17 protein-coding genes and 1 pseudogene are annotated in these 24,809 nt (G+C 65.6%); 8 read left to right on the plus strand and 10 right to left on the minus strand.

Annotation, left to right across the window (positions count from 1 at the left end):
- Positions 1-129: 129 nt before the first annotated feature.
- Positions 130-1,404, plus strand: a complete 1,275-nt coding sequence (locus E8M79_RS04225) for an aminotransferase class I/II-fold pyridoxal phosphate-dependent enzyme (protein ID WP_137150662.1) — start codon at positions 130-132, stop codon at positions 1,402-1,404.
- Positions 1,405-1,464: 60 nt separating this feature from the next.
- Here the strand turns inward: E8M79_RS04225 and pbpC are convergent, their stop codons facing one another.
- The 3 genes from pbpC to E8M79_RS04240 form a co-directional block, all read right to left on the minus strand.
- Positions 1,465-3,594 carry a penicillin-binding protein 1C gene (gene pbpC / locus E8M79_RS04230; RefSeq protein ID WP_137150663.1) on the minus strand — a complete coding sequence of 710 codons (2,130 nt, stop codon included), beginning with the start codon at positions 3,592-3,594 and terminating at the stop codon, positions 1,465-1,467.
- Positions 3,591-9,086 (minus strand): alpha-2-macroglobulin family protein, encoded by a 5,496-nt coding sequence (locus tag E8M79_RS04235; protein WP_171015697.1) that lies wholly within the window; start codon positions 9,084-9,086, stop codon positions 3,591-3,593. The genes pbpC and E8M79_RS04235 overlap by 4 nt, the downstream gene beginning before the upstream one ends.
- Positions 9,087-9,195: 109 nt before the next feature.
- Positions 9,196-9,558 carry a YciI family protein gene (locus E8M79_RS04240; protein WP_137150665.1) on the minus strand — a complete coding sequence of 121 codons (363 nt, stop codon included), beginning with the start codon at positions 9,556-9,558 and terminating at the stop codon, positions 9,196-9,198.
- Between the two features lie 152 nt (positions 9,559-9,710).
- Here E8M79_RS04240 and E8M79_RS04245 point away from each other — a divergent pair, with 152 nt between their 5' ends.
- Genes E8M79_RS04245 through E8M79_RS04255 form a run of 3 tightly spaced genes read left to right on the plus strand, consistent with a single transcriptional unit; the run spans position 9,711 to position 12,536 of the window.
- Complete coding sequence (locus E8M79_RS04245; protein WP_137150666.1) at positions 9,711-10,772, plus strand: aldo/keto reductase; 1,062 nt, start codon at positions 9,711-9,713, stop codon at positions 10,770-10,772.
- Positions 10,773-10,797: 25 nt separating this feature from the next.
- Positions 10,798-11,448 carry a fumarylacetoacetate hydrolase family protein gene (locus E8M79_RS04250; RefSeq protein WP_248304903.1) on the plus strand — a complete coding sequence of 217 codons (651 nt, stop codon included), beginning with the start codon at positions 10,798-10,800 and terminating at the stop codon, positions 11,446-11,448.
- Positions 11,448-12,536 (plus strand): AAA family ATPase, encoded by a 1,089-nt coding sequence (locus tag E8M79_RS04255; RefSeq protein WP_137150668.1) that lies wholly within the window; start codon positions 11,448-11,450, stop codon positions 12,534-12,536. Before E8M79_RS04250 ends, E8M79_RS04255 begins: the two co-directional genes overlap by 1 nt.
- 10 nt (positions 12,537-12,546) lie before the next feature.
- Here E8M79_RS04255 and E8M79_RS04260 read toward each other — a convergent pair whose 3' ends face one another.
- Complete coding sequence (locus E8M79_RS04260) at positions 12,547-13,383, minus strand: transglutaminase family protein (RefSeq protein WP_137150669.1); 837 nt, start codon at positions 13,381-13,383, stop codon at positions 12,547-12,549.
- A 268-nt stretch (positions 13,384-13,651) separates the two neighbouring features.
- On the opposite strand from E8M79_RS04260, the pseudogene E8M79_RS04265 reads away from it, so the two are divergent.
- Positions 13,652-15,415, plus strand: a pseudogene (locus E8M79_RS04265) (cation:proton antiporter); the annotation flags it as partial.
- An 811-nt stretch (positions 15,416-16,226) separates the two neighbouring features.
- Positions 16,227-16,655: an Rrf2 family transcriptional regulator gene (locus tag E8M79_RS04270; protein ID WP_137150671.1), complete on the plus strand. Its 429-nt coding sequence runs from the start codon at positions 16,227-16,229 to the stop codon at positions 16,653-16,655.
- Between the two features lie 36 nt (positions 16,656-16,691).
- Here the strand turns inward: E8M79_RS04270 and purU are convergent, their stop codons facing one another.
- The 5 genes from purU to E8M79_RS04295 all read right to left on the minus strand — a co-directional run bounded on the left by purU (position 16,692) and on the right by E8M79_RS04295 (position 21,935).
- Complete coding sequence (gene purU / locus E8M79_RS04275; RefSeq protein WP_137150672.1) at positions 16,692-17,546, minus strand: formyltetrahydrofolate deformylase; 855 nt, start codon at positions 17,544-17,546, stop codon at positions 16,692-16,694.
- 324 nt (positions 17,547-17,870) lie between these two features.
- Entirely contained in the window at positions 17,871-18,680 is an 810-nt protein-coding gene (locus tag E8M79_RS04280) for an ABC transporter permease subunit (protein WP_137150673.1), read from the minus strand.
- Position 18,681: 1 nt separating this feature from the next.
- Positions 18,682-19,644 carry an ABC transporter permease subunit gene (locus E8M79_RS04285; RefSeq protein WP_137150674.1) on the minus strand — a complete coding sequence of 321 codons (963 nt, stop codon included), beginning with the start codon at positions 19,642-19,644 and terminating at the stop codon, positions 18,682-18,684.
- Positions 19,641-20,789, minus strand: a complete 1,149-nt coding sequence (gene potA, locus E8M79_RS04290) for a polyamine ABC transporter ATP-binding protein (protein ID WP_137150675.1) — start codon at positions 20,787-20,789, stop codon at positions 19,641-19,643. Before potA ends, E8M79_RS04285 begins: the two co-directional genes overlap by 4 nt.
- A gap of 54 nt (positions 20,790-20,843) precedes the next feature.
- Positions 20,844-21,935: a polyamine ABC transporter substrate-binding protein gene (locus tag E8M79_RS04295; RefSeq protein ID WP_137150676.1), complete on the minus strand. Its 1,092-nt coding sequence runs from the start codon at positions 21,933-21,935 to the stop codon at positions 20,844-20,846.
- 426 nt (positions 21,936-22,361) lie between these two features.
- On the opposite strand from E8M79_RS04295, the gene E8M79_RS04300 reads away from it, so the two are divergent.
- A complete protein-coding gene (locus E8M79_RS04300; RefSeq protein ID WP_137150677.1) occupies positions 22,362-23,309 on the plus strand; it encodes a pseudouridine-5'-phosphate glycosidase in 948 nt (315 codons plus the stop codon).
- On the plus strand, positions 23,306-24,190 hold the full coding sequence (locus E8M79_RS04305) for a sugar kinase (RefSeq protein WP_137150678.1): 885 nt from the start codon (positions 23,306-23,308) through the stop codon (positions 24,188-24,190). Before E8M79_RS04300 ends, E8M79_RS04305 begins: the two co-directional genes overlap by 4 nt.
- Here the strand turns inward: E8M79_RS04305 and E8M79_RS04310 are convergent.
- Positions 24,187-24,759: a TetR/AcrR family transcriptional regulator gene (locus E8M79_RS04310; protein ID WP_137150679.1), complete on the minus strand. Its 573-nt coding sequence runs from the start codon at positions 24,757-24,759 to the stop codon at positions 24,187-24,189. The genes E8M79_RS04305 and E8M79_RS04310 overlap by 4 nt on opposite strands.
- Positions 24,760-24,809: the final 50 nt, after the last annotated feature.

The raw sequence follows: 24,809 nt of genomic DNA on the forward strand, positions 1-24,809 counted from the left end.
CAGCTTTTTCCCGGTTGCGCCGCACCGTCCCAAAGGTCTGGAAAGGCCAAGAGGTGGCTGCCCAAGCCGGCTGGGCAATGCTATCGGTGGCGCGGACACAAGATCCGCCCAAAGCGAGAGGGGATACCGATGAAGCTTGAATCGATTGCGCTGCACCACGGCTATACCGCCGAGGCCACCACCAAATCGGCCGCAGTGCCGATCTACCAGACCACGTCCTATACGTTCGACGACACCCAGCATGGCGCGGATCTGTTCAACCTGGCCGTGCCGGGCAATATCTATACCCGCATCATGAACCCGACCACGGCCGTGCTGGAACAGCGCGTTGCCGAGATGGAGGGTGGCATTGCCGGGCTCTGCGTCGCCTCGGGCATGGCCGCCATCACCTATGCCATCCAGGCCATTGCCGGGGTTGGCGACAATATCGTTTCGGTGAGCCAGCTCTATGGCGGCACCTATAATTTGTTCGTGCACAGCTTCCCGCGCCAGGGCATTGAAGTGCGCCTTGCTGATCAGGGCGATTTCGCCGGCCTCGAGGCGCTGATCGATGAAAACACCAAGGCGGTGTTCTGCGAATCGATCGGCAATCCGGCCGGCAATGTGGTCGATATCCAGCGCCTGGCCGAAATCGCGCACAAGCATGGCGTGCCGCTGATCGTCGACAACACCGTGGCGACGCCCTATCTCTGCAAGCCCATCGAATTCGGTGCCGACATCGTCGTGCATGCCCTGACCAAATATATCGGCGGGCACGGCAATTCGATCGGCGGCATCATCGTCGACAGTGGCAAGTTCGATTGGGTCAAGAACAAGGATCGCTTCAAGATCCTCAACGAACCCGATCCGTCCTACCATGGCGTGGTCTATACGGCGGCGCTGGGCCCGGCGGCCTATATCGGCCGCTGCCGCGTGGTGCCGCTGCGCAATACCGGCGCGGCCCTCTCGCCGCACAGCGCCTTCCTGTTCCTGATGGGCCTTGAAACCCTGGGCCTGCGCATGGAGCGTCATTGCGAAAACGCCCTGGCGCTGGCCAATTTCCTCAAGGCGCATCCCAAGGTGAGCTGGGTCAACTACGCGGCCCTGCCGGACAGCAAGTACAATGCCACGGCCAACAAGATCACCAAGGGCCAGGCTTCGGGCATCGTCAGCTTCGGCATCAAGGGTGGCGCTGTCGCTGGCGGCCAGTTCATCGACGCGCTCAACATGATCCTGCGGCTGGTCAATATCGGCGACGCCAAGTCGCTGGCCTGCCATCCTGCCTCGACCACCCATCGTCAGCTCGCGCCCGAGGAACTGGCCAAGGCCGGTGTCTCGGAAGATCTGGTGCGCATCTCGGTGGGCATCGAGCATATCGATGACATCATCGCCGATGTCGAGCAGGCGCTGGCCAAGGTCAGCTAAGCCAGCCTGACCGTCACAACACTTGAGGCTCGCAACCCCGGTTGCGGGCCTTTTTGCTGTCTAGTTGAGAAACACCGTCACGCTGTCTCCCCGGCCTTCGGCGTCCACCACCGAAAGGGTGACATAGCCGGGACCATCGGGTGTCCAGGCCTCCTGCCGGGCGAAATTGGGCCGGCCGAAGGGCGCACCATTGGCGAAATAGGTGAAGGGCGGCACGCCATTGCGCACCTTGACCATCAATTGGGCGGCGCTGCCCTGATCGAGCCCGAGTTCCACGGCGACGCCATCGCCGGGAAAGGCGATCTCGGGGGCGGCATCGCGCGCCACCATGTCGTCGTCGGGGTGGCGGAACCGGCGCAGCGGCGCCGGCAGTTCCGAATTGGAGGCGATCAGCGCCCCCTTGGGCGCACGCGGCAGCGGAGCCCGGCGATTGCCGAGCCGGTCAAAGGCTTCAAACAGGATCGGCGCCGCGCCCAGAATGCCCGACAGGCCCGGCACCGGCGCGCCATCGGGTCGGCCAACCCAGACGCCAATGACGGTCTTGCCATCAAAGCCAATGGCCCAGGCATCGCGATAGCCATAGGAGGTGCCGGTCTTGTACGCCACGCGGCCGGGCGAGCCATTGAGCGGCGGCGGCACGTCGGCCAGAATATCGGCGACGTACCAGGCCGACACCGGGTCGAGCACCGGCGCCGAGAGACTGGGCGGCGGCGGCGGGGTAATGCCATCGCTCAGCGTCACCGGCTCACCGCCATGGGCGATGGCGGCATAGACCGAGACCAGATCGCGCAGCGAGATGCCGACGCCACCGAGGCCGACGGCCAGGCTCGGCGCGGTATCGACCGGCAGGCGCGGATCGGCATGGGCACGCTTGAGCCGCGAGACCAGCCGCGCCGGGCCCACGGCATCGAGCACCACCACGGCGGGAATATTGAGCGACATGGTCAGCGCATCATGGATGGTCACCGTGCCGCGGCTGAAGCCGTCGAAATTGACCGGCACATAGCCGCCAAAGGCGGTGGGGCGATCCTCGATCAGGCTTTCGGGATGGGCCAGGCCCTGCTCGAAGGCGAGGCCATAGATCAGCGGCTTGAGCGTCGAGCCGGGCGAGCGCACGGCGCGCGTCATGTCGACAAAGCCATCGCTCTGGGTGGCCAATAGGCCGGCCGAGCCGACCGAGGAGAGGATTTCGCCGCTCTCGATATCGGCGGCGACAATGGCGACGGAAACCTTGGGGTCGATGAGCCGGGCGCGGGCGGCAGCGAGGCGTTCCAGCGCATCCTGCAGCTTGCGATCGATGGTGAGGCGAATGGTGCGCTCGTCGGGCCGGGTCTTGACCGCCTGCTCGGCCATATGGGCGGCCAGCATGGGGAAGTCCCGCCGCGCGGTGGGCACGGCTTCGTTCTTGGCGGCCAGCGCTTCTTCAAAGGGCAGGGCGCCCAGGGCGACCAGACGGTCGAGCACCTTGTCGCGGCTGGCGCGGGCGGCGACGGGGTCGCGGTCAGGGCGACGGGCTTCGGGCGATTGCGGCAGGGCGACCAGCAGCGCCGCCTGGGCGGTGGTCAGCCGGGTCGGCTCCTTACCGAAATAGGCCAGGCTCGCCGCGCGGATGCCTTCGATATTGCCGCCATAGGGGGCCAGGGTCAGGTAGAGGTCGAGGATCTCGTCCTTGCTCAGGCTCTGTTCCAGCGCCTTGGCATGCACCATCTGGCGCAGCTTGCCCCAGGCATTGCGCGTGGGTTCGCCCTCGATCAGGCGCGCCACCTGCATGGTCAGCGTCGAGCCGCCCGAGACGACATGGCCGCCGGCGGCGATGAACTGGCCGGCCGCGCGCAGCATGGACGTCCAGGCAATGCCGTCGTGGCTGGCAAAGCTGCGATCCTCATAGGCCAGCAGCATGTCGATGAAACGGGGATCAACCGCCTCGCGGCTGACCGGCAGGCGCCAGCGGCCATCGGCGGTGGCAAAGGGGCGTAGCAGATTGCCGTCGCGGTCGGTGACTTCGGCCGAGACGGGGAGGGTTTCGGCATGCGGCGCCGGCGGCAGCGTGGCCGCGATCTTCGTGGTGATCGAGGCAAGCTGGATGGTGCCGGCGCAGCCGAGCACGAACAGGCCAAACCCGGCAAGGGTGAGGCCCCGCACCCAGGGGTGCGGGGCCTGATCGGCTTGTGGTGCGTCGGGCCTGATCATGGCCCGGTCGCGGTGACCTCAACGGTGCCGGCTGCGGTATTGGCGCGCAGCTCGGGCCGATACATGTCTTCCACCGTGGCGCCAGGCAGGGTGAAACTGCCCGGTGTCACCGCCCGCACCATATAGGCGGTGGTGAAGGTCTTTGCGTCCGAATAGTAGCGGAAGGCCGCCACATACTGGTCGGTGCGCGACTCCACGTGGCTGGCGGCATCGAGCGTCAGCCAGGCGATGTCGGAGGCGCCGTCGCCTGCCGAGAGATCGGGGTTTTCGATCTCGAAGCCGGCCGGCAGCGGATCGGCCACCATGTACTGGCCCGAGCCCAGGGTATCGGGCGTAACGGTCAGCACCACCACCAGACGCTCGTTCTGCGCGATGGGGTTGGCGACCGGATCGATCGCGGTGCCATCGGGCAGGAAGTATTCGCGCGTCAGGGTGAAGCCATTGCTGGCTTCTTCGGGCTGGGTGGCCGGGTAGCCGGTCACGGTCACCTTGGCCTGGGTATCGGCGGCACCGGTGTTGGTCACCTCGAGGGGCGCGAAGTCGGCCTGCTCGTGGCGCTGATAGACCTGTCCGGTCAGCGCTTCGCCATTGATGCTGATCGAGCCGTCCGTGGTCGCCGCGCCCAGGGCAGAGGCGGCCAGAAGGGTCCAGCCGTCGTCCTGGGTCGAGGTATAGGCGGCGCGGTCGCGCAGCTTGGCAAGGCGGTTGGCCAGGTCCACCAGGTCGACGCCGGCGGGCTTGAACTCGGCCGCCAGCGCCAGCACGCCTGCGGTGTCCCGCAGGTGAGTGCCATAGTCGGCGCGATAGGCGCGGTCGTCCACCGGTTCGTTCAGGGCTGTAACGGCGGCCTCAAAGGCCGTCTGGGCCCGTGTGGTGTCGCCATAGAGCGCCAGGGCTGCCCCGAGCTGGGCCTTGGCCAGCGGGGTGGCCAGGGCGTCGAGGCGGGCTTCGAGGTAGTAGCGCAGGTCGCCCATGGTCGCCCGCCCGGCACGGGCCAGGTCATAGAGCGCATAGGCGATGTCTTCGCCGCCCTTTTCGAAGTCAGCCGCATAGGCGAGCTGGTTGGCCAGGTTGTCGAGCGCCATGCTCATGGCCTGTTCGGGCACGGCATAGCCGGCCGCCTTGGCGCGGAGCAGGAAGTCGGTGACATAGCCATCGAGCCAGGTGTCGCCGCCATCGAAGGGACCCCAGAGGCCGAAGCCGCCGCCGGAGTTCTGCTTGCTGAGCAGATTGGCAATGGCGTCCTTGACGGCCTGGCTGAGCGCATCGTCCCCCGCCACGCCGATCAGCTTGGCCACGTCATTGAGGTAGAGCAGGGGCAGAGCCCGGCTCGAAACCTGTTCGGCGCAGCCATAGGGGTAGCGGTCCAGCGACAGCAGCAGGCCGGGCACGTCGAGCCGGGCCAGCGGCCCCACCGCCAGGGTCATGGCGCTGGTATTGGCCATGTAGCTGGCAAAGATGGAGTCATCGATCGTGGTGCTGTCCCCGGCCTTGATCGGAATCAGCGTGCTGGTGGTCACCGGCGCGCTGATCGGGCGCACGCCCAGGGTCAGCTCCTTGGTCTGCGTGCTGCCGTCGGGCGCGGTGATGGTCACCACCACCGGCCAGTCGCCGATGGCGACGCCGGTCAGCGGCAGGTCGAGGGCCGTGCGGTCGCCCTTGGCCAGGTCGACGGACTTGGCCTCGGCGGTGGTGGCAATGCCGGTGCCGGTCGAAAGCGCCACGCCATAGCTGCCGGGCGCGCCGTCGATATTGTTGACTTCCACCAGCAGGCGCGAGGCGTCATCGACGCGCAGGAAGCGCGGCGGGCTCAGCGTCACGACCACGGGATCACGCACCACCACATCGGCGGAGGCATGGCCCACGGCGGTTTCGGACCAGGCCATGGCCATGATCCGCACCGTGCCCGAGAAGTCGGGCATGTCGAAGGTCACGGTGGCCTTGCCGTCGGCATCGGTCTTGACGATGCCCGAGTGCAGGGCGACCAGAACCGACGTCGCCGGGGGCGTGCCGAGGCGCGAACCGCCGCCGTCACCGCCCGAGCGCAGCGCGCCGGCCATGCCCTGGGTTGGGTCGATCAGCGAGCCATAGAGATCGCGGATGTCCATGCCGAGCTGACGCTGGCCGAAATACCAGCCGTCAGGGCTGGGCACGCCGAAGTTGGTGAGGTTGAGAATGCCCAGATCCACGGCGGCGACGGCGACATAGGCGGTCTGGCCGGCGGCCAGATTGCCCAGGGCGACATCGACGGTCACGGTCTGGCGCGGCAGGGAGACTTCGGGCGTGGTCAGCTGGACGTCGAGCTTGCGGTCACCCGGCTCGACATCGGCAAAGGCCAAGCCCAGGGCGCGTGCGGGCATGCGCTTTTCGCCGGCATCTGACGGACGATAGAGCACGGCCGTCACATAGGCGCCCGGACCCCATTCGTCAGTGACGGTCAGGTCCACGGTGGTGCCGTCGGCGGGCACGTCCACGGCCTGCATGTCGATGACGCGGTTGTCGATCACCATCACCAGTGCGGTGCCGGCGAACTGCGGGTCGAGCTTGAGCTTGGCCGTTTCGCCAACGCGATAGGCCGGCTTGTCGAGCGCGACCGACAGGGTGTCGGGCGTGTTGGAGCCGGCCTGGGCATAGTAGTAGCCGGCGTAGAATTCATAGCTCGAGGAGGTCGCGTCATCGCCCGTGGTTTCCACGGTCAGCTGATAGCGGCCCCAATCGACATTGGCGCCCACCTTGATCGCGCCGCCATCTGGCGTATCGACTGTGCCGCTGGCGACGTCACGGGTGGTGGTGATGGCTTCCCACTGCCAGGTGCTGCCATTGCGGTACCACTGGTAATTGGTGTCGAGGCGCTGCAGCGTCCAGGTGACGCCGCTCTTGGCCACGGCCTTGCCCTCGGGCGAAACGGCGATCACCTCGAACTCGGCGGCGCTGCCCGACGCCAGGCCCGACGGGTCCGAGAACACCGGCTTGATGCCGATGCGGTCGCTGGTGGCCAGCACGGGGCGGCTGATGGCGCGTTCGATGCTGCGGCCATTGGTGTCGATCAGGCGCAGCAGCACCTGGGCTTCCAGCGGCCGCGTGGTGGTCTGCATTTCAGGCAGGGTCACCTCGGCCACGGCATTGCCCTGGGCGTCGGTGGTGCCCACGACGCCCAGCGGCTCGCGGGTGGTTTCCATGGTGTCATCCACCCGGCCGAAGGTGTAGCCGGGAAAATCGGCCAGCGTGGTCACCGGGCGGATGATGGCATCGGCCTCGATGGCCAGGTCCGGCGCGGTGGCGCCATAGAGATATTTGGCCGCCACATTGATCGGGGTCACGGCGCCGGCCACAAAGGGCGCGGCATCGGGGGTGGAGACCTCAAAGGCCAGGCGTTCGGGCTCGAAGTCTTCGACCAGGAAGCTGGTGGACGACAGGGCCTCGGCATTGGGGTCCGAATAGAGCCGCAGCGTCCAGGAGCCACGCATGGCTTCCTCGGCCATGGGCAGGGCGGAGAAATAGCTGCCCAGGCCGGTGTCATCGAGCAGTTGCTTGCTGGCGACCACGCCATCGGGGCGCTCGACTTCCAGGGTCAGCGGCAGGCCGGACACGGCCTTGGCATGGTCATCGCGCAACAGCGCGGTGAGGAACACGGTTTCGCCGGGGCGATAGACGCCGCGCTCGGTGGTGGCAAACAGGTCCAGCGGGCCGGGCGAGGGACGGCCCTCGACGCCACGGTCGGTCAGATCAAAGGCCGGCTTGGAGAGGTCGAGGAAGGCATAGTCGCCGTCTTCGGTCTCGGCCACCAGCAGTTGCGGTGCGCGGCCGCCGGTGCCACGGGCCAGGCCCGGCGCAAACACGGCCTGGCCATTGGCGTCGGTGGTGCCTTCGCCCAGGATGTCATTGTTGAGCGCCACCAGGCGCGCCTTGGCATTGGCCAGCGGCTGGGCGCTGCTCAGGCTGCGCACAAAGGCGTGCACGCCGTCGTCGCCGGCCACGGTGGTCAGGCCCAGATCGGTGACGATGAACCACTGGGTGGCCTTTTCGCTCCAATAGTCATCATCGCGGTCGCCCTTGATGCGGGCGGTCACCACATAGGCGCCGGCCGGCATCTCGCCGATGGCGTCGGCCACCGGAATGGCGGTGGTGGTCAGCTCATTGGGCTGGCCGCGGGCAAGGTCGATCTCGCCGGTCCACACCTGTTCGCCGACGCGGTCGGCAATGTCCTGGGCGGCATAGTCGGTCAGATTGCCCTGGAAAATGCCGTCGCGCACGGCGGCGGCAACGCCGCGATCGCCGATGCGGTAGATCTTGAGCTCAGCGGTGTCGGCATTGACCGAGGTGATCGGCAGGCCGCCGCCGAGACCGGCAGGCATGACATAGGCATTATTGGCAAAGCCGACGAAGGGCGCGCGGTCGGGCACATAGACATTGAGGTCAACGTCGCTGGCCAGCACTTCGCCATCGGCCGAGGGCAGGCCGGCGCGCAGCTTGATGGCATAGCGGCTGCCATGCTGGACGCCTTCGATACAGATCTGGTCGGCTTCGGTTTCGACCGACACCTGCGGCGCATCGGCCACCACCACATAGGCGGAGAGGTCTGTGCTGCCCAGCGGATTGGAGAAAATGGCGCAGATGCGCGGCGATGCGGCTTCGGCATCGACCACATGGTCGGACACGCGGAAGCCATGCTGGGCGACCACATCGGCCAGATGGGTCACCAGTTCGCTGTCATCGACCAGCGCCAGGCTCACCCGCATGCTGGCAATGGCCTCGCGCCACATCTCGCGATATTCAAAGCTATAGGCCAGGTCGCGCAGGGCGTCGGCGCGATCCTGCGGCTCGGTGGCGCGCAGGAAGGCATTCATGGCGGCAGACGAGGCGGTGACCGCCAGATCGTAGCTATTGTCGCCTTCGGACTGGCCGGCAACGGCATTGGCGCGGGTCAGCAGGGCGTCAGCCAGGCTCAGCCAGACCAGATTGTCATTGGGATTGATCGCCAGGGCCTGACGATAGGCGATGATGGCGCCAGCATGGTTCTCGGCGCCATAGGCCTCGTCACCGGCGGCCACCAGATCGGCATAGGTGGTCTTGGGCGGGGGCGCATCGGTCTGGGGCAGCTCGTTGACCAGCTGGTTGGCCGCGTCGATCACGTCCTGGGCGGGGAAGGGCAGTTCGGCCTGGCGCTCGGCCTGGATGACGGCGGCAGACGGCACGCGGCTGATCTTGCCCGAGGTCGCGCCCTTGAACTGGGTCTCTTCGCCCACGGCGCCCTTGAGGAAGCACCAGTTGGATTTTTCGTTGAAGGTGAAGGCCTGGCAGATCTTGTCATCCGCGCAACTGGTGCTGCAGGCGTCGAGATCGGTGTCCTTGACCACGGCATAGTCAAAGCCGGGCAGGTCGGTGCCGGGGAGGAGCGTCACCTTGGAATCGGCAGCCTGTACCTGGGTCAAGCCCAGCCCCAGAACCAGCGCCGCGCCAAACCAACGAACCATGCCACGCGTGATGGCCATGATGTCCTCCCAGACTGCTTTTGAGAGCAGCATAAGGAGATGACTGGCGGTCGGAAAGCAAGGGGGTGGAACGCCCTAACGCAAATATTGATTCGGGGTCCGGGTTGCTTCAGACGGGGTTATAGATGCGCAGCGGCCGGATCTCATAGGCGCCGCCGTCCGGGTTGGCCGCGGACAGGTCGCGGGCGAACTGGATGGCCTCTTCGCGCGTGTCGCAGTCCACGACATAAAAGCCCAGGAACTGCTCTTTGGTTTCGGCAAAGGGGCCATCGAGCACCACGGGCGCGCCGCTGGTCTTGCGCAGGGTGGTGGCGGTGTCGGTGTTCTGCAGCCGCACCACCGGGCCCAGTTTGTTCTTGGCCTTCATGGTCTCCTGCACCGCGCCCAGCCGCACCATGCAGGCGTCGTCCTCTTCCTGGGTCCAGGCGGAGACGAGCTTTTCGTCATTGTAGCACAACACGGCGTAGAGCATGGCAAACCCCTCCCAATGGGTGGGCGCAGAATAAAGTCAAATCTGCGCCGTGCAACCGGAACATGGTGGGGCGGCGCGCGGCCCGCACAGTGCGATTGACCCGACTCTGATTGCGCTTTAGCGCTAACACGGGGAACAAAGGAGGAATGCCGATGGAATATCGCTATCTGGGCCGGTCGGGCCTGAAGGTCTCGACCCTGACGATGGGCACCATGACCTTTGGTGGTTCCGAAAAGATCGGCGCGGCCGACCAGGCCGATGCGACGCGGCAGATCGATCTATGCCTGGATGCCGGCATCAACCTGCTCGACACCGCCAATGTCTATAATGCCGGGGTCTCCGAGGAGATGATCGGGGTGGCGCTGAGCGAGAATGGTCGCCGTCAGAAGGCGCTGGTCGCCACCAAGGTGCGCTTCCGCATGGGCGATGGGCCCAATGAGGTGGGCCTGTCGCGCCATCACATCATCGCCCAGGCCGAGGCGAGCCTGAAACGCCTCAAGACCGATGTCATCGACCTCTATCAGGTGCATGAATGGGATGGGCAGACGCCCATCGAGGAGACCATGGAAGCGCTCGATACGCTCGTGCGCCAGGGCAAGGTGCGCTACATCGGCTGCTCGAACTATTCGGGCTGGCATATCATGAAGGCGCTGGGCGCGGCCGAACGGCGCCAGGCCGAGCGCTTCATCTCCCAGCAGATTCACTACACGCTCTATTCGCGCGAAGCCGAATATGAGCTGGTGCCGGTCAGTCAGGACCAGGGCCTGGGCATCCTGATCTGGTCGCCGCTGGCCGGGGGCCTCTTGTCAGGCAAATATCGCCGCGACGGCGGGCCGGAGAGCGGTCGCCATGTCGAGGGCTATCGCGAGCCGCCGGTGCCCGATCGTGAACGGCTCTATGACATTGTCGATGTCATCGTCGCCATCGGGCAGGAGCGGGGCGTCTCGGGTGCACAGGTGGCGCTGGCCTGGTCGCTGGGTCGGCCGGGCGTCACCTCGGTGATCATCGGCGGGCGCAGCGATGCGCAGTTCAAGGACAATCTGGCTGCCGCCGAATTGCGTCTCACCGCCGAGGAACGCCAGCGGCTCGATGCGGTCAGTCAGCCGCCGCTGCTCTACCCCTATTGGCACCAGACCTATACGGCCAATGATCGTCTCGGCGCCGCCGATGCCGATCTCCTAACCCCTTATGTGGAAGCGTTCAAACGTGGGTGATTTTCTGTTTGCGCCGTATAATCCGGTGACCGTGCCGATCGCCCGCGGCGGGCTGTTTGCCGTGCGCCGCGTCTATTGCGTGGGTCGCAATTATGCCGAGCACATCATCGAGATGGGCAATGACACGCGCGACCCGCCGTTCTTCTTTGCCAAGCCGGCCGATGCGGTGGTGGCGGGGGGCGCCGCCATTCCCTATCCGCCGCGCACCGACGATCTGCAGCATGAGATCGAGCTGGTGGTGGCCATTGGCGCCGAGGGCGCCGATATCGAGGTCGCCGATGCGCTCAACCATGTCTATGGCTATGCGGTGGGCCTGGATATGACGCGGCGCGATCTGCAGGCCCAGGCCAAAAAGGCCGGGCGCCCGTGGGAAATGGCCAAGGGCTTTGATTTCTCCGCCCCCATCGGCACTATCGAGCCTGTCGCCAGCATCGGCCATCCGACCAGCGGCGCCATCACGCTCAAGGTCAATGGCGAAGTCCGCCAGTCGGGCGATCTCAGCGATCAGATCTGGAGCGTGGCCGAGGCGATTGCGCATCTCTCCGGCTTTGTCACGCTGCAGCCGGGTGATCTGATCATGACCGGGACGCCGGCCGGCGTCGGGCCAGTGGTGCGCGGCGATGTTCTTGAGGGCGCCATTGCCGGGGTCGGCAGCGTGCGCACCACCATTTCCTGATGCCGGTCTGGTCGCCCCAGCAGGATGCCGCCCTCAAGGCGGTGTCCGATTGGCTCAAGGAGCCCAATGGCAAGCAGGTGTTCCGCCTGTTTGGCTGGGCCGGCACGGGCAAGTCGACGCTGGCGGTGCATCTGGCGCAGGATATCCGCAGCGTCAAATATGCCGCCTTCACTGGCAAGGCAGCGCTGGTGATGCGCAAGCGCGGCTGCAAGGGCGCGCAGACCATCCATAGCCTGATCTATTCGCTGGTCAGCGAAAAAGATGGCGAACCGCGCTTCGTGCTCGACCCCGAGAGCCCGGCGGCCGATGCCGATCTCATCGTCATCGACGAAGTCTCGATGGTCGATGAAGCGCTGGGCCGGGACCTGTTGAGCTTTGGCGTCAAGGTTCTGGTGCTGGGCGATCCCTTCCAGCTGCCGCCGGTGCAGGGCGCGGGCTTCTTCACCGCCGATGAGCCCGACATCATGCTCACCGAGATCCACCGCCAGGCGGCCGACAATCCGATCATTCACCTGTCCATGCAGGTGCGCGAAGGCGGCTTTCTTGAGCGCGGCAGCTATGGCGAATCCATCGTGGTGGGGCGCGACAATGTCGACCGCAATGCGGTGCTGGAGGCCGATCAGGTTCTCGTGGGTCGCAACAAGACGCGGCTGCAGTACAATGACCGGCTGCGCGAGCTCAAGGGCCTGCCGTTCCACGAGCCGGTCGAGGGCGACCGCATGGTCTGCCTGCGCAACAATCCGCGCAAGAAGCTGCTGAACGGGCAGATCTGGATCGTCACCGAAGCGACGCGGCGCACCAATGGCAAGTGGAGCCTGCTGCTGGGGGCCGACGAGGGCAAGGGCGAGGCCAAGGTGCTCACCCACAAAGCCTTCTTTGCCGGCGAGGAAGACGCCATGAGCTGGCCAGAGCGGCGCCAGTTCGACGAATTCACCTTTGGCTATTGCCTGACCGTGCACAAGGCGCAGGGCAGCCAATGGGACAATGTGTATCTCTTCGACGAGAGTTTCGTGTTCCGCGAGGAGCGGGCGCGCTGGCTCTATACCGGCATCACCCGCGCCGCCGAAAAGATCACAGTGGTGTCCTGAGCCTCTGGGCTCAGTTGTTGGCGACGCTGATGGCGTCGGTGGTCCATTGCTGGTCGGTGCCCTGGTCGAGCGCCTGGCTCCAAACCTGCACCTGCTGCGGATTGACCGGGCCGAAGATGGTGGCAAAGGAGGTGTCGGCGGCGTCGCGCCCGACGCCGATGCGCACCAGACCATCGAGCGCGGCCATGCGGGTGGGGTCGAACAGATACCAGCGGTCGCCCAGATAGGCCTCGAATACGGCGTGGAAATCCTGCGGCTCGAGCTGCCAAGCGTAGCAGCTGACGAAGCGGGCCGGGATGCCCAGGGCGCGGCAGAAGGTGATGCCCAGATGGGCAAAGTCACGGCAGACGCCGGCGCGCAGCGAGAAGGTGTCGGCGGCGGTCGTCGTGGTGTCGCTGGTGCCGAATTGATAGTCGACTTCGCTGTTGATCCAGTTGCAGATTTCGACAACGCGGCCAAAGCCGGGGGCGATCTTGCCGAACTGGCGGGTGGCAAAGCGCGCCAGCTCGTCCGAGGGGCAGTAGCGCGAGGGATTGAGGAACGCCAGCGTATCGAGCGGCAGGATGGCGACGGGCACTTCGCCCACCACAGCGGGCGCCAGATGCAGCGGATCGAGCGCGATCTCGGCTTCATAGCGCAATTGCAGCGGGCCGGGCGGAGCGGTCAGGCGCAGATAGCGATTGCCACTTTCCTGCGCGGTCTTTTCGTCAAACATTAGCGACGGCGTGATGGTCAGTTTCTCGTTGACCAGGCGCTGTCGCCCGCCGTGCATGGCCTCGATATTGAAGATCAGGGTCGCGGTATCGAGGACGTCATAGCTGATCTGGCAGCCAACGGACAAACGCACGGCACATCCTTGCTGTAGGGCCCGCCGTGCTGGGAACATGCCCGTGCGGAATGCAGTCTATGAGGGCATGCTAGCACGCTATTGACGACGAAAGCATGGCACGTTCGCGGGCAAGATCGGCGCGGCCGCCATGACCAAAAAACGCGGCGCGGGGCCGCTTTGCTGCCATAGACTTGGGCTAAAGCGCTTGCAGATCAGCGCCCTATACCCCATCTTGGCGCTAGAGATTGATTTCAGCACCAGGTACCCAACCCGCCACGGAGGCAACATGCACCACGACACTCCCTTGATCACAACGATCGTGGCAGGTCTGGTGCTGGCCTATATTTTCGGGATGATTGCCAATCGGCTGAAGATGCCGCCGCTGGTGGGCTATCTGTTTGCCGGCATCTTGGCTGGTCCCTATACGCCCGGTTTCGTGGCCGACCAGGCGCTGGGTGCCGAACTGGCCGAGCTGGGCGTGATCCTGCTGATGTTCGGGGTGGGCCTGCATTTCTCGCTCAAGGATCTGATGAGCGTGCGGGCGCTGGCCATTCCGGGCGCCCTGGCCCAGATTGCCTTTGCGACCCTTTTGGGTCTGGGCCTCGCCACGCTTCTGGGCTGGGATCTGGGTGCGGGCCTGCTGTTCGGCCTGGCGCTGTCGGTGGCGTCCACCGTTGTGCTGCTCAAGGCGCTGCAGGATCGCCGCCTGATCGAGACCGAACGCGGCCGCATCGCGGTGGGCTGGCTGATCGTGGAAGATCTGGCCATGGTGCTGGCGCTGGTGCTGATCCCGGCCATTGCAAGCCTGAATGGCGGCGACAATGCCGTGCATGACCCGTTCGTGTCCTTTGTCGAGCGCGTCATCGGCGCCGATGTCGGCATCTGGGGCGTGCTGGGCCTGACCATGGTCAAGGTCGCGGCCTTTGTCGGCTTCATGCTGGTGGTGGGGCGCCGCGTCATTCCCTGGGCGCTGCATGGCACCGCCCATACCGGCAGCCGCGAGCTGTTCCGCCTGGCCGTGCTGGCCATTGCCCTGGGCGTGGCGCTGGGCTCGGCCGTGCTGTTCGGCGTGTCGCTGGCGCTGGGCGCGTTCTTTGCCGGCATGATCCTGTCGGAGAGTGAATTGTCCCATCGCGCCGCGCAGGAAACCCTGCCGCTGCGCGACGCCTTTGCCGTGCTGTTCTTTGTGTCGGTGGGCATGCTGTTTGATCCCTCGATCATCGTCACCAATCCGCTGCCGGTTCTGGCGACGGTGTTCATCATCGTCATCGGCAAGTCCGTGGCGGCGCTGGCCATTGTGCTGCTGGCGCGGCGCCCGCTGGCAACAGCGCTGACCATTTCGGCCTCGCTGGCACAGATCGGCGAATTCTCGTTCATCCTGGCCAGCATGGGTGTGGCTCTGGCCATCCTGCCCAACGAAGGCAAGGATCTGATCCTGGCCGGCGCGCTGATCTCCATCGTGCTCAATCCGGTGGTGTTCTGGGGCATTGATCGCGCCAAGCCCTATCTGGAAGCCCGCGTGGCGCAGCGCCGTGCCACCCGTGCGGGCGGCGAGGTCGAGCGTGTTGATCCGCCGGTGACATCAGAGGACGCGGCGGCTGCTGCCGTTGCCGCCGAGCCGCGCCAGGCGGTCACCGAGACCGCGGGCGAGAGCGATGATCGGCCCGAAGCCAGCATCCAGACCGGCCATACCGTGGTGGTCGGTTTTGGCCGCGTCGGGCGCGTGGTGGGCGAGGGCATCCATGCCGCCGGCGCGCCGCTGGTGGTGATCGAGGATACCGAGCATTCGGTGGCGTCGGCGCGTGCCACGGGCATCGAGGTGGTGTTCGGCAATGCCGCCGATGTCGAGGTGCTCAAGCTGGCCAATCTGCCGGCCGCCGCCTGCCTGCTGATCGCCATTCCCAATGGCTTTGAGGCCGGCACGGTGTGCGAAGTGGGCCGCAAGCTCAATCCGTCGATCCGCATCATTGCCCGCGCCCATTCCGATGAAGAAGCCGAGCATCTGCGCCATCTGGGCGCCGATACGGTGATCATGGGCGAGCGCGAAATCGGCCTGGGCATGCTGGCCTGGCTGCGCGGCGAGCGCGGCGAGGCCCCGGCTGCCGTGGTGCCGCCCGTCGAGCCCAAGCTGCCGAGCGGGGAAAACCTGCTGGCCAAGGCGGCTGCCGGCGCGGCTGCGGTGGTCGAAACCAGCAAGACCGATGGTGCTGAGACTATCGTGGTGACCGATGCGGCGCCCAGCCAGACGCTGAGCGTCGCCGAGCAGGTGAGCGAGGAGATCAGCGAGGGTGGCCCGGTTGCGCCGCCGGTGGCAGAGGACACGGTCGAAACCATCAAGAGCGATGGCGATGCCGTTGTGGTGGTCGCCGATGCGCCGCCGGCCGAGACGATCAGCGAAGCCGAACAGGTGGCTCAGGAAATCAGTGAAGGCGGGCCGGTTGTGCCGCCGATGGCCGAGGACACGGTCGAAACTCTCAAGAGCGATGGCGACGCCGTTGTGGTGGTCGCCGATGCGGCGCCGGCCGAAACGATCAGCGAAGCCGAACAGGTGGCTGAGGAAATCAGCGAAGGCGGGCCCGTGGTGCCACCGGTTGCTGAAGACACGGTCGAAACCATCAAGAGCGACGGCGACGCCGTTGTGGTGGTCAGCGATGCGCCGCCGGTCGAGACGATGACGGAAGCCGAGCAGGTGGCCGAGGAAATCAGTGAAGGCGGGCCTGTGGTGCCGCCGGTCGAACCGGAACCCAAGGCCTAGCGGGGCGGGCATTCACTATGGTGCGGATTTTCCGTTTGTTGAGCCGCCCGGTCGCGTTAGCCTTGGGCCCTGCCTTGCCAGCTGACCAATGGAATAGCCTCGTCCCATGATCTCGCAAAAAGCCAAATATGCCCTGCGTGCGCTGGTGTCGCTGGCCCGGGCGCCACGTGGCGAGACCATGATGATCGGCGAGATCTCCAAGGCGCAGGCGATCCCCAAGAAGTTCCTCGAGCAGATCCTGCTCGAGCTCAAGCGGGCGGGCTTTGTCGCCAGCCGGCGCGGCCGCTCGGGCGGCTATGAGCTGCTGCGGGCGCCTGAGGAGATCATGTTCGGCGAAGTGCTGCGGCTGATCGACGGGCCCATCGCGCCGCTGCCGTGCCTATCCAAGATCGCCTATCGCAAATGCGAGGATTGCCGGGACGAGGGGAGCTGTGAAATCCGCCATGTGTTCGAGCGCGTGACGCTGGCCACCCGCGCGGTGCTCGATACCACCACGCTGGCCGATTCCCTGCGGCTCGAAGACCTGCCGGTCTAGACGCTCTGATCTCTCGCCAAACGAGAGAGACCGACCTCAGCCAAATACCACGGTCTTGCGCCCGTTCAGCATCACCCGGTCTTCCAGGTGCAGCTTGACGGCGCGGGCCAGCACGCGGCTTTCGATGTCGCGGCCGGCGGCCACCAGGTCTTCGGCGCTCATGGCATGGGTGACGCGGGCGGTTTCCTGCTCGATGATCGGGCCTTCGTCCAGGTCCGGCGTCACATAATGGGCGGTGGCGCCGATGATCTTGACGCCGCGCTCATGGGCCTGGTGATAGGGCTTGGCGCCCTTAAAGCTGGGCAGGAAGGAATGGTGGATGTTGATCACCTGCCCGAACAGCCGCGTCGACAGCTCATTGGACAGCACCTGCATATAGCGCGCCAGCACCACGAGGTCCGCGCCGACCTTCTGGATGATGTCGAGCACCTGCGCCTCCTGGGCGGCCTTGGTGTCCTTGCTGACCGGCAACAGGTAGAAGGGGATGCCAGCATCCTCGGCGATCTTTTGCGCATCGGGGTGATTGGAGATCACGGCGGCGACCTCGGCGTCGAGCCAGCCGACGCGGATCTGGTAGAGCAGGTGCAGCAGGGTGTGGTCGAACTTACTGACCAGGATGACGATGCGCTTGCGGCGGCTCTGATCGACCAGGCTCGTCTTCATCGAAAAGCGCTCGATGGGGGATTTCAGCGCGCGCTCGATGGCGTCGCGGCTGACGCCACTGGGCGCGGCAAAGGCCAGGCGCATGAAGAAGCGCCCGGTTTCGCGATCCCAGAACTGGTTGGATTCCGCAATATTGGCCTGAAGCGCCGCCAGCTCCGTGGTGACGGCCGCCACGATACCGGGACGGTCGGCGCAGGACAGGGTCAGGACGAAATTGGCCGAGGACATTGGGCGCACTCCAAGAATTGAGGGCAGCGGTATCAATGGCTTGGGGCCGGGGTCAAGTTCTGAAATTGCGGCCATGCAAAAAGGGCCGCCCGCAGGGGCGGCCCTTCCTGAGTTTCGGCCTCGAGGCCGGAGGAGGGGGGTGTCAGGCGAGCATCTCCCGCACAAACACCTTATACCCAAGACCTGCTTCGAGCGCCGTCATCTCATAGGACATTGGATCACCTCCTTCACGTTGGTTGAACATGACAGGAATGGTGCGCCGATTTTTCGCATCTGTCCAGAGGCCGTTTTGCGGCCACTGGATCGACGGTTTCGGCTGCCCTGTCAGGCCTTTGCGCGCTTGGGATGGGCACGCAGCTGCACGATGGTGGCCAGCAGCACGCCCAGGGCGACAAAGCCGATGATGATGGTGGCCAGGGCATTGACGTCTGGGGAGACGCCCAGCTTGACCTTGGAGAAGATCACCATGGGCAGGGTCGACGAGCCGGGGCCGGAGACGAAGCTGGCAATGACCAGATCGTCGAGCGAGAGGGTAAAGGCCAGCAGCCACCCCGAGATCAGCGCCGGGGCGATGATGGGCAGGGTGATGTCAAAGAACACGCGCACCGGGGTGGCGCCCAGGTCCATGGCGGCTTCTTCCAGGCTCATATCGAGGTCGCGCAGGCGCGACTGCACCACCACCACCACATAGGCCATGCAGAAGGTGGAATGGGCGATGATGATGGTGAGCAGGCCGCGTCCCGACGGCCAGCCGATGGTGGCCTCCATGGCCACGAACAGCAGCAGCAGCGACAGGCCCGTGATGACGTCGGGCATGACCAGCGGCGCCGACACCGTGCCGGCCAGCAGGGTGCGGCCGCGGAACTTGCGGAAGCGCACCAGCGCCACGGCGCAGAGCGTGCCCAGCACCAGGGCAATGCTGGCGGCGCAGAAGGCGATCTGCGCGCTGAGCCAGGCAGCGCCCAGGATCTGCGGGTCGGCCAGTACCTTGCCGTACCATTTGGTGGAAAAGCCCGACCAGACCGTCACCAGGTCGCTTTCGTTGAACGAAAACACCACCAGCGAGATGATGGGGGCATACAGGAAGGCAAAGCCCAGGGTTGCCGTGATGGGCAGGAACCAGCCGCGTCTCATCTCAATTCCCCCGTTCCTTGTCCTGCACGGCGTCCTGCGCCCGCTGCAGCAGCATGATGGGCACCACCACCACGATCAGCATGGCAATGGCCACGGCGGCGGCGCGGGGCCAATTGGTGTTGGCAAAGAACTCGTCCCACAGCACACGGCCGATCATCAGCGTCGAGGGGCCGCCCAGCAGCGAGGGGATGACGAATTCGCCGATCGCCGGGATGAACACCAGCATGCAGCCGGCGATGATGCCGGGACGCGACAGCGGCAGCGTGATGGAGAGGAAGGTGCGCACCGGCCGGGCGCCCAGGTCGGCCGAGGCCTCCAGCAGGGCGCCGTCGAGTTTGACCAGATTGGTATAGAGCGGCAGGATCATGAAGGGCAGATAGGTATAGACGATGCCGACATAGACGGCGAAATCGGTCTGCATCATCACCAGCGGCGGAATGCCGAACAGGCCCAGGAACTGGTTGATCACGCCATTGCCGCGCATGAAGCCGCTCAGTGCATAGACGCGCAGCAGGAACGAGGTCCAGAACGGCAGGATGACCAGCATGAGCAGGATATTGCGCCAGCGGTCGGGCGCGCGGGCGATGGCATAGGCCATCGGATAGCCGATCAGCAGGGTGATGATGGTCGAGATCAGCGCGATCTTGATCGAGCTGAGATAGGCGGCGACATAGAGGCTGTCGCTGAACAGGCGCAGGTAATTGTTCAGGTGCAGCGTCAGCTGCACCGTGCCGTCCTCATTGGTCAGCAGCGGCGTATAGGGCGGGCGGCCGAACTGCTTCATGGTCAGCGAAATGCCAAAGACCACGGCCAGCGGCACCAGGAAGAAGATGGCCAGCCAGATGGCGGGCGCCGCGATTACCAGCGCCTTGCCGGAGAGGCCGACGGCGGCCAGCGCGCGCTCCACGCCCGACCAGGCGCGGGGGCGGGGCGGGGGCGCCGATTGTGCGTCGAAGGTGCTCATACTGTCAGCACCGAGCCGGCGCTGACGCCCCAGGAGAGATAGACCTCCTCGTCCCAGGTGATGGCGTCGGGATTGCCGCGCGTCACATTGGTCTGGGTCACGCGCAGGCGTTTGCCGCTGGGCAGCAGCACCTGATAGACGCTCATGTCGCCCAGATAGCCGATGTCTTCGACCATGCCGCGCGTCACATTGGCGTCGTGGATGCCCTCGGGCTTTTCGCGGCTCAGCACGATCTTTTCGGGGCGGATGGCCCAGCTCAGATGCTGGTCGGGGGCGCAGTCCACGCCATGGCCGACATAGATGTCACAGCCCAGCTCGTCGGAGCGGATGCGCACATGGGCCGGCTCGTCTTCGGTGACCACGCCATCGACCATGTTGACCGAGCCGATGAAGCCGGCGACGAATTTGGAATTGGGGAACTCATAGATGTCGGTGGGTTCGCCGATCATGGCGATCTCGCCCTGGTTCATCACCCCGATGCGGGTGGCGAGCGACATCGCCTCTTCCTGGTCGTGGGTCACCACGATGAAGGTGACGCCCAGGGTTTCCTGGATCTTGACCAGTTCGAACTGGGTTTCCTCGCGCAGCTTCTTGTCGAGCGCGCCGAGCGGTTCGTCGAGCAGCAGCAGCTTGGGGCGCTTGGCGAGCGCACGGGCCAGGGCCACGCGCTGGCGCTGGCCACCCGAGAGCTGGTGCGGCTTGCGGCTGCCGTAGTCGCTCAGCTTGACCAGGGCGAGCAGTTCGCGCACGCGCTCGGCGATTTCGGCGCGCGGCAGGCCGTCGCGCTTGAGGCCATAGGCAATATTCTGTTCCACATTCATATGCGGGAACAGCGCATAGGACTGGAACATCATGTTCACAGGCCGGTTATAGGGCGCGACATGGGTCATGTCCTGCCCGTCGATCTCGATGGTGCCGCTGGTGGGCGCCTCGAAGCCGGCCAGCATGCGCAGCAGGGTCGATTTGCCCGAGCCCGAGCCGCCCAACAGGCAGAACAGCTCGCTCTTGTAGATGTCGAGCGATACATCGGAGACGGCGATGATGTCGCCGAACTTCTTGGTGACGTTCTTGATGCGAACGAAAGGCTTGGCCGCGGGGTCGCGCCAGGGACGGGTGTCGATTGCGAGTTGCGGCTTTTTGACCATGTCGGCCCCTAGAGTAGAATTGGAGGGCGGCCGACGGCCGCCCCCGGATCGAACTTACTGACCCGTCTTGATGCGGGTCCAGGTGCGGGTCAAGACCTCTTCGAAGTCAGGGCTATGCGCCTTCATCACGAAGGCCTTGGCGATGGTTTCGGCCGGCGGATAGATGCCGGGGTTGGTCTTGACCTCATCGGCCACGAACTCGGTCGCAGCCAGATTGGGGTTGGCGTAGAAGACGTAATTGGTGATCGCGGCGACAACCTGGGGTTCCAGGATGTAGTTGATGAACTTGTGGGCATTGTCCGGGTGCGGTGCATCCACGGGAATGGCCAGGAAGTCGAACAGAGTGGCGGCGCCTTCCTTGGGGATGACGTATTGGACTTCCACGCCGCGGTTGGCGGCGGCAGCGGCGTCGGCGGCGATGAAGATATCGCCCGAATAGCCCAGGGCCACGCAGGTTTCGCCATTGCCCAGGTCATCGATGTACTGGCTGGAGTGGAAGTAGCGGATATAGGGCTTGATGGAGGTCAGCAGTTCCTCAGCCTTGGCCAGGTCCTCTTCCTTCTCCGAATTGGCATCGAGGCCCAGGTAGTTCAGCGCAATGCCGACCACTTCGGACGGGCTGTCGAGCAGGCTGATGCCGCAGCTGGCGAGCTTTTCGGCAAATTCGGGCTTGAAGATCAGGTCCCAGCTGTCGGTGGGCGCGGCATCGCCGAGGATCTCCTTGACCTTGGCGACATTGTAGCCATAGCCGATGGTGTTGATCATATAGGGCACGCCATGGGCGTTGCCCGGATCCTGGGCTGCGGCGGTGGCCATCACGGCGGGGTCGAGATTGCCCAGATTGGTCAGCTTGGCCTTGTCGAGCGGCAGGATCAGGCCGGCCTGGATCTGGCGCTCGAGGAAATTGCCCGAGGGCACCACGATGTCATAGCCGGAATTGCCGGCCAGCAGCTTGGCGTCGACGATCTCGTTGTTGTCATAGACGTCGTAGTTGACCTTGATGCCGGTGGCGGCCTCAAAATTGGCGATGGTGTCTTCGGCGATATAGTCGGACCAGTTGTAGACATTCAGGACCGGCTCTTCCTGGGCCAGCACCGGGCTGGCGATCATGATGGTGCCAAGGGCAAGGGCGAGCGACTTGTTCATCGGGGGCGGGTCTCCAGTTTAATATTGTCTCGGTCGGTCAATGCACGGCGCCTGTCGGCGACACTATGGGGTCCCGTGCCCAAACGGGCACAGGGCAAGGCTCATGTTTGTGGGCTCGGCATCCGCCGGTCCGTGGTGCGGGGTACAGGAAAGGGGCGCCCGGGGGCGCTTGTGGTCTTGGCTGGCCTGAGCCCCATTCGGGGCGCGTATCGATCGGCCGCAACGGCGCGATCAACCTTGTGTGCGGTCAGCGAAGTGCCCTTTCTCCGTTGGATGCTGGGCAAACCCTAGAGCGAAATCCCCCCATGGACAAGGGATGGCAGGCCAGGAATTTGCGGGGCTTGACGCCCTGCGGCAACAAGGCGCAAAACCCGCGCAAACGGCGCCCCGGCGGCGCCTGATCCCTGTGATGGAAAGCGCAATATCATGTCGGCCAAGGCCTATTTGTCGATCAGTCCGGAAGTCAAACAGGCGCTGGCAGCCGGCGAGCCGGTGGTGGCGCTGGAATCCACCATCATCACCCATGGCATGCCCTATCCGCAGAATCTGGCGATGGCGCGTGAAGTGGAAGGCGAAATCCGCGCCCGCGGTGCCGTGCCGGCGACCATTGCCATCATGGACGGGCGCTTCTGCGTGGGCGTTTCGGGTGAGGATCTCGAGCGCCTGGCGCTGGAAGGCGCCACGGCCGCCAAGGCCAGCCGGCGCGATATCGCGGCGCTGCTGGTCAAAGGTGCCATGGCCGGCACCACGGTGGCCACCACCATGCAGATCGCGGCCCTGGCCGGCATCTCCGTGTTCGCCACCGGCGGCATCGGCGGCGTGCATCGCGGCGCCGAGGACACCTTCGATATTTCCGCCGACCTCGAGGAATTGGGCCGCACGCCGGTGGCCGTGGTCTGCGCGGGCGCCAAGTCGATCCTTGATATCGCCAAGACGCTCGAAGTGCTCGAAACCAATGGCGTGCCGGTGCTGGGCTATGGCACCGACGAATTCCCCGCCTTCTGGACGCGGCAGAGCGGCTATCCGGTCGACCACCGTTTTGACGATGTCGCCGACATTGCCCGGCTGATCGCCATCCAGGCGGATCTGGGCATGGGCGGCGTTCTGGTGGCCAATCCGATCCCGGAAGCCGATGCACTCGATGCCGCGGCTATCGAGGCGCGCATTGCCGAGGCCATTGCCGATGCCGAGCGCGGCGGGGTGACCCGCAAGGCGCTGACGCCCTTCCTGCTCAAGCGCATCTTCGAGCTCACCGGCGGCAAGTCGCTGGAGTCCAATATTGCGCTGGTGAAGAACAATGCCCGGGTCGGCGCCGATATCGCGGTGGCCCTGGCCGCCCGCAAGACCAGCAAGCCGGTCATCCACCGCGCATGACCGCCCGGGTGCTGGTGGTCGGGGATGTGATGACCGATGTCATCGTCGTCCCCGAGGGACCGATCATCAAAGGCAGTGACCGGCGCGCCACCGTGCGCAGCCGCCCCGGTGGTTCGGGCGCCAACCAGGCCGTCTGGCTGGGCGCCATGGGCGCCAATGTGCTGTTCGCCGCCCGGGTGGGCGCGGCCGACCGCAGCACCTATGAGAACTATTTTCGCGGCCGCGATGTGGTGCCGGTGCTGGCGGGTGACCCGGACCTGCCCTCGGGCGTGCTGGTGACCATTGTCGATCCCGATGGCGAGCGCAGCTTCCTCACCGATCGCGGTGCCAATCTGAACCTGTGTGCTGCCGACCTGCCGCCCGACCTGCTCGATGGCGTCAGGCTGGTGCTGGTCTCGGGCTATAGCCTGTTTGCCCCCGGGCCGCGTGCGGCTGTGCAGGGCCTGTTTGCCGAGGCCCAGTCGCGCAGCATCGCCATCGCCATTGATCCGGCCTCGGTGGGTTTCCTGCGCGACGTGGGCACCGAGACTTTCCTGAGCTGGGTCACCGGCGCCGACTGGATCTTTGCCAATGCCGAAGAGGCCGAGGCCCTGACCGGGCTGGCTGACGTCGCTGCGCAGGTGGTTGCCCTGGGGACGCGGTTCGGCCGTGTCGTGATCAAGCGCGGCGCGGCCGGTGCGGTGCTGGGCGACCGGCATGGCATCAGCCTCAGCCTGCCGGCGCCGGTGGTGCCGGTGCGCGATACCACGGGCGCGGGCGATGCCTTTGCCGCCGGCTTTGTCGCGGCCTGGCTCAAGGACGCCGACGAGGCGACGGCCCTGACGCAGGGCATTGCCGCCGGGGCGCGCGCCGTGCAGGCGATCGGCGGCCAGCCCGACTAGGGCTTTGCCATCAGTTCCGGAGCAATCAGCCGCTGGGCTAGAAGGCGGATGTCCTCGCCCAGCGTGTCGCGGCTGCTGTTCTTCTGCGCCAGGCCAAAGCAGGCATCGAGCAGCAGGTGCGCCAGCCGTTCCGCAGAGGTCACCCCCGCCGCGGTGAGGGCCGCCACCAGTTGCGCGGTTGCCTTGGCCTCAGCCTCAGCCACCAGGGCCGCGCTGGCGCGATGGGCGGCGAAGAATTCATCGGCATGGGGCGAGGTGCCGATGGCCTTGCTGACCACGGCAAATTCGGCGGCCAGCGCCGCGCCGATGCGCACATCCACCGCTCCGGGACCGGCCAGGCCTGCGGCAAAGGCCCTCGCCTTGTCATCGAGCACCTGGGCAACAATGGCCAGGAACAGCGCATCCTTGTCCGGAAAATAGGCATAGAGTGTGGGCTTGGCCACGCCGGCGGCGCGGGCGATGGCCTCCATGCTGGTGGCGCGCAGGCCCTGGCGCAGGAACAGCTCCCGCGCCGCATCGAGCAGCTTGTCGCGCTTGTCTGAGGTGCGCGTCTGCGCCGGAGTGACCATCAGTGCTCTCCGCCTATTGAACGAATTGAACGAATATCATACATATCGTT

Source organism: Devosia sp. FKR38, assembly GCF_005222805.1.
GTDB lineage: Bacteria > Pseudomonadota > Alphaproteobacteria > Rhizobiales > Devosiaceae > Devosia.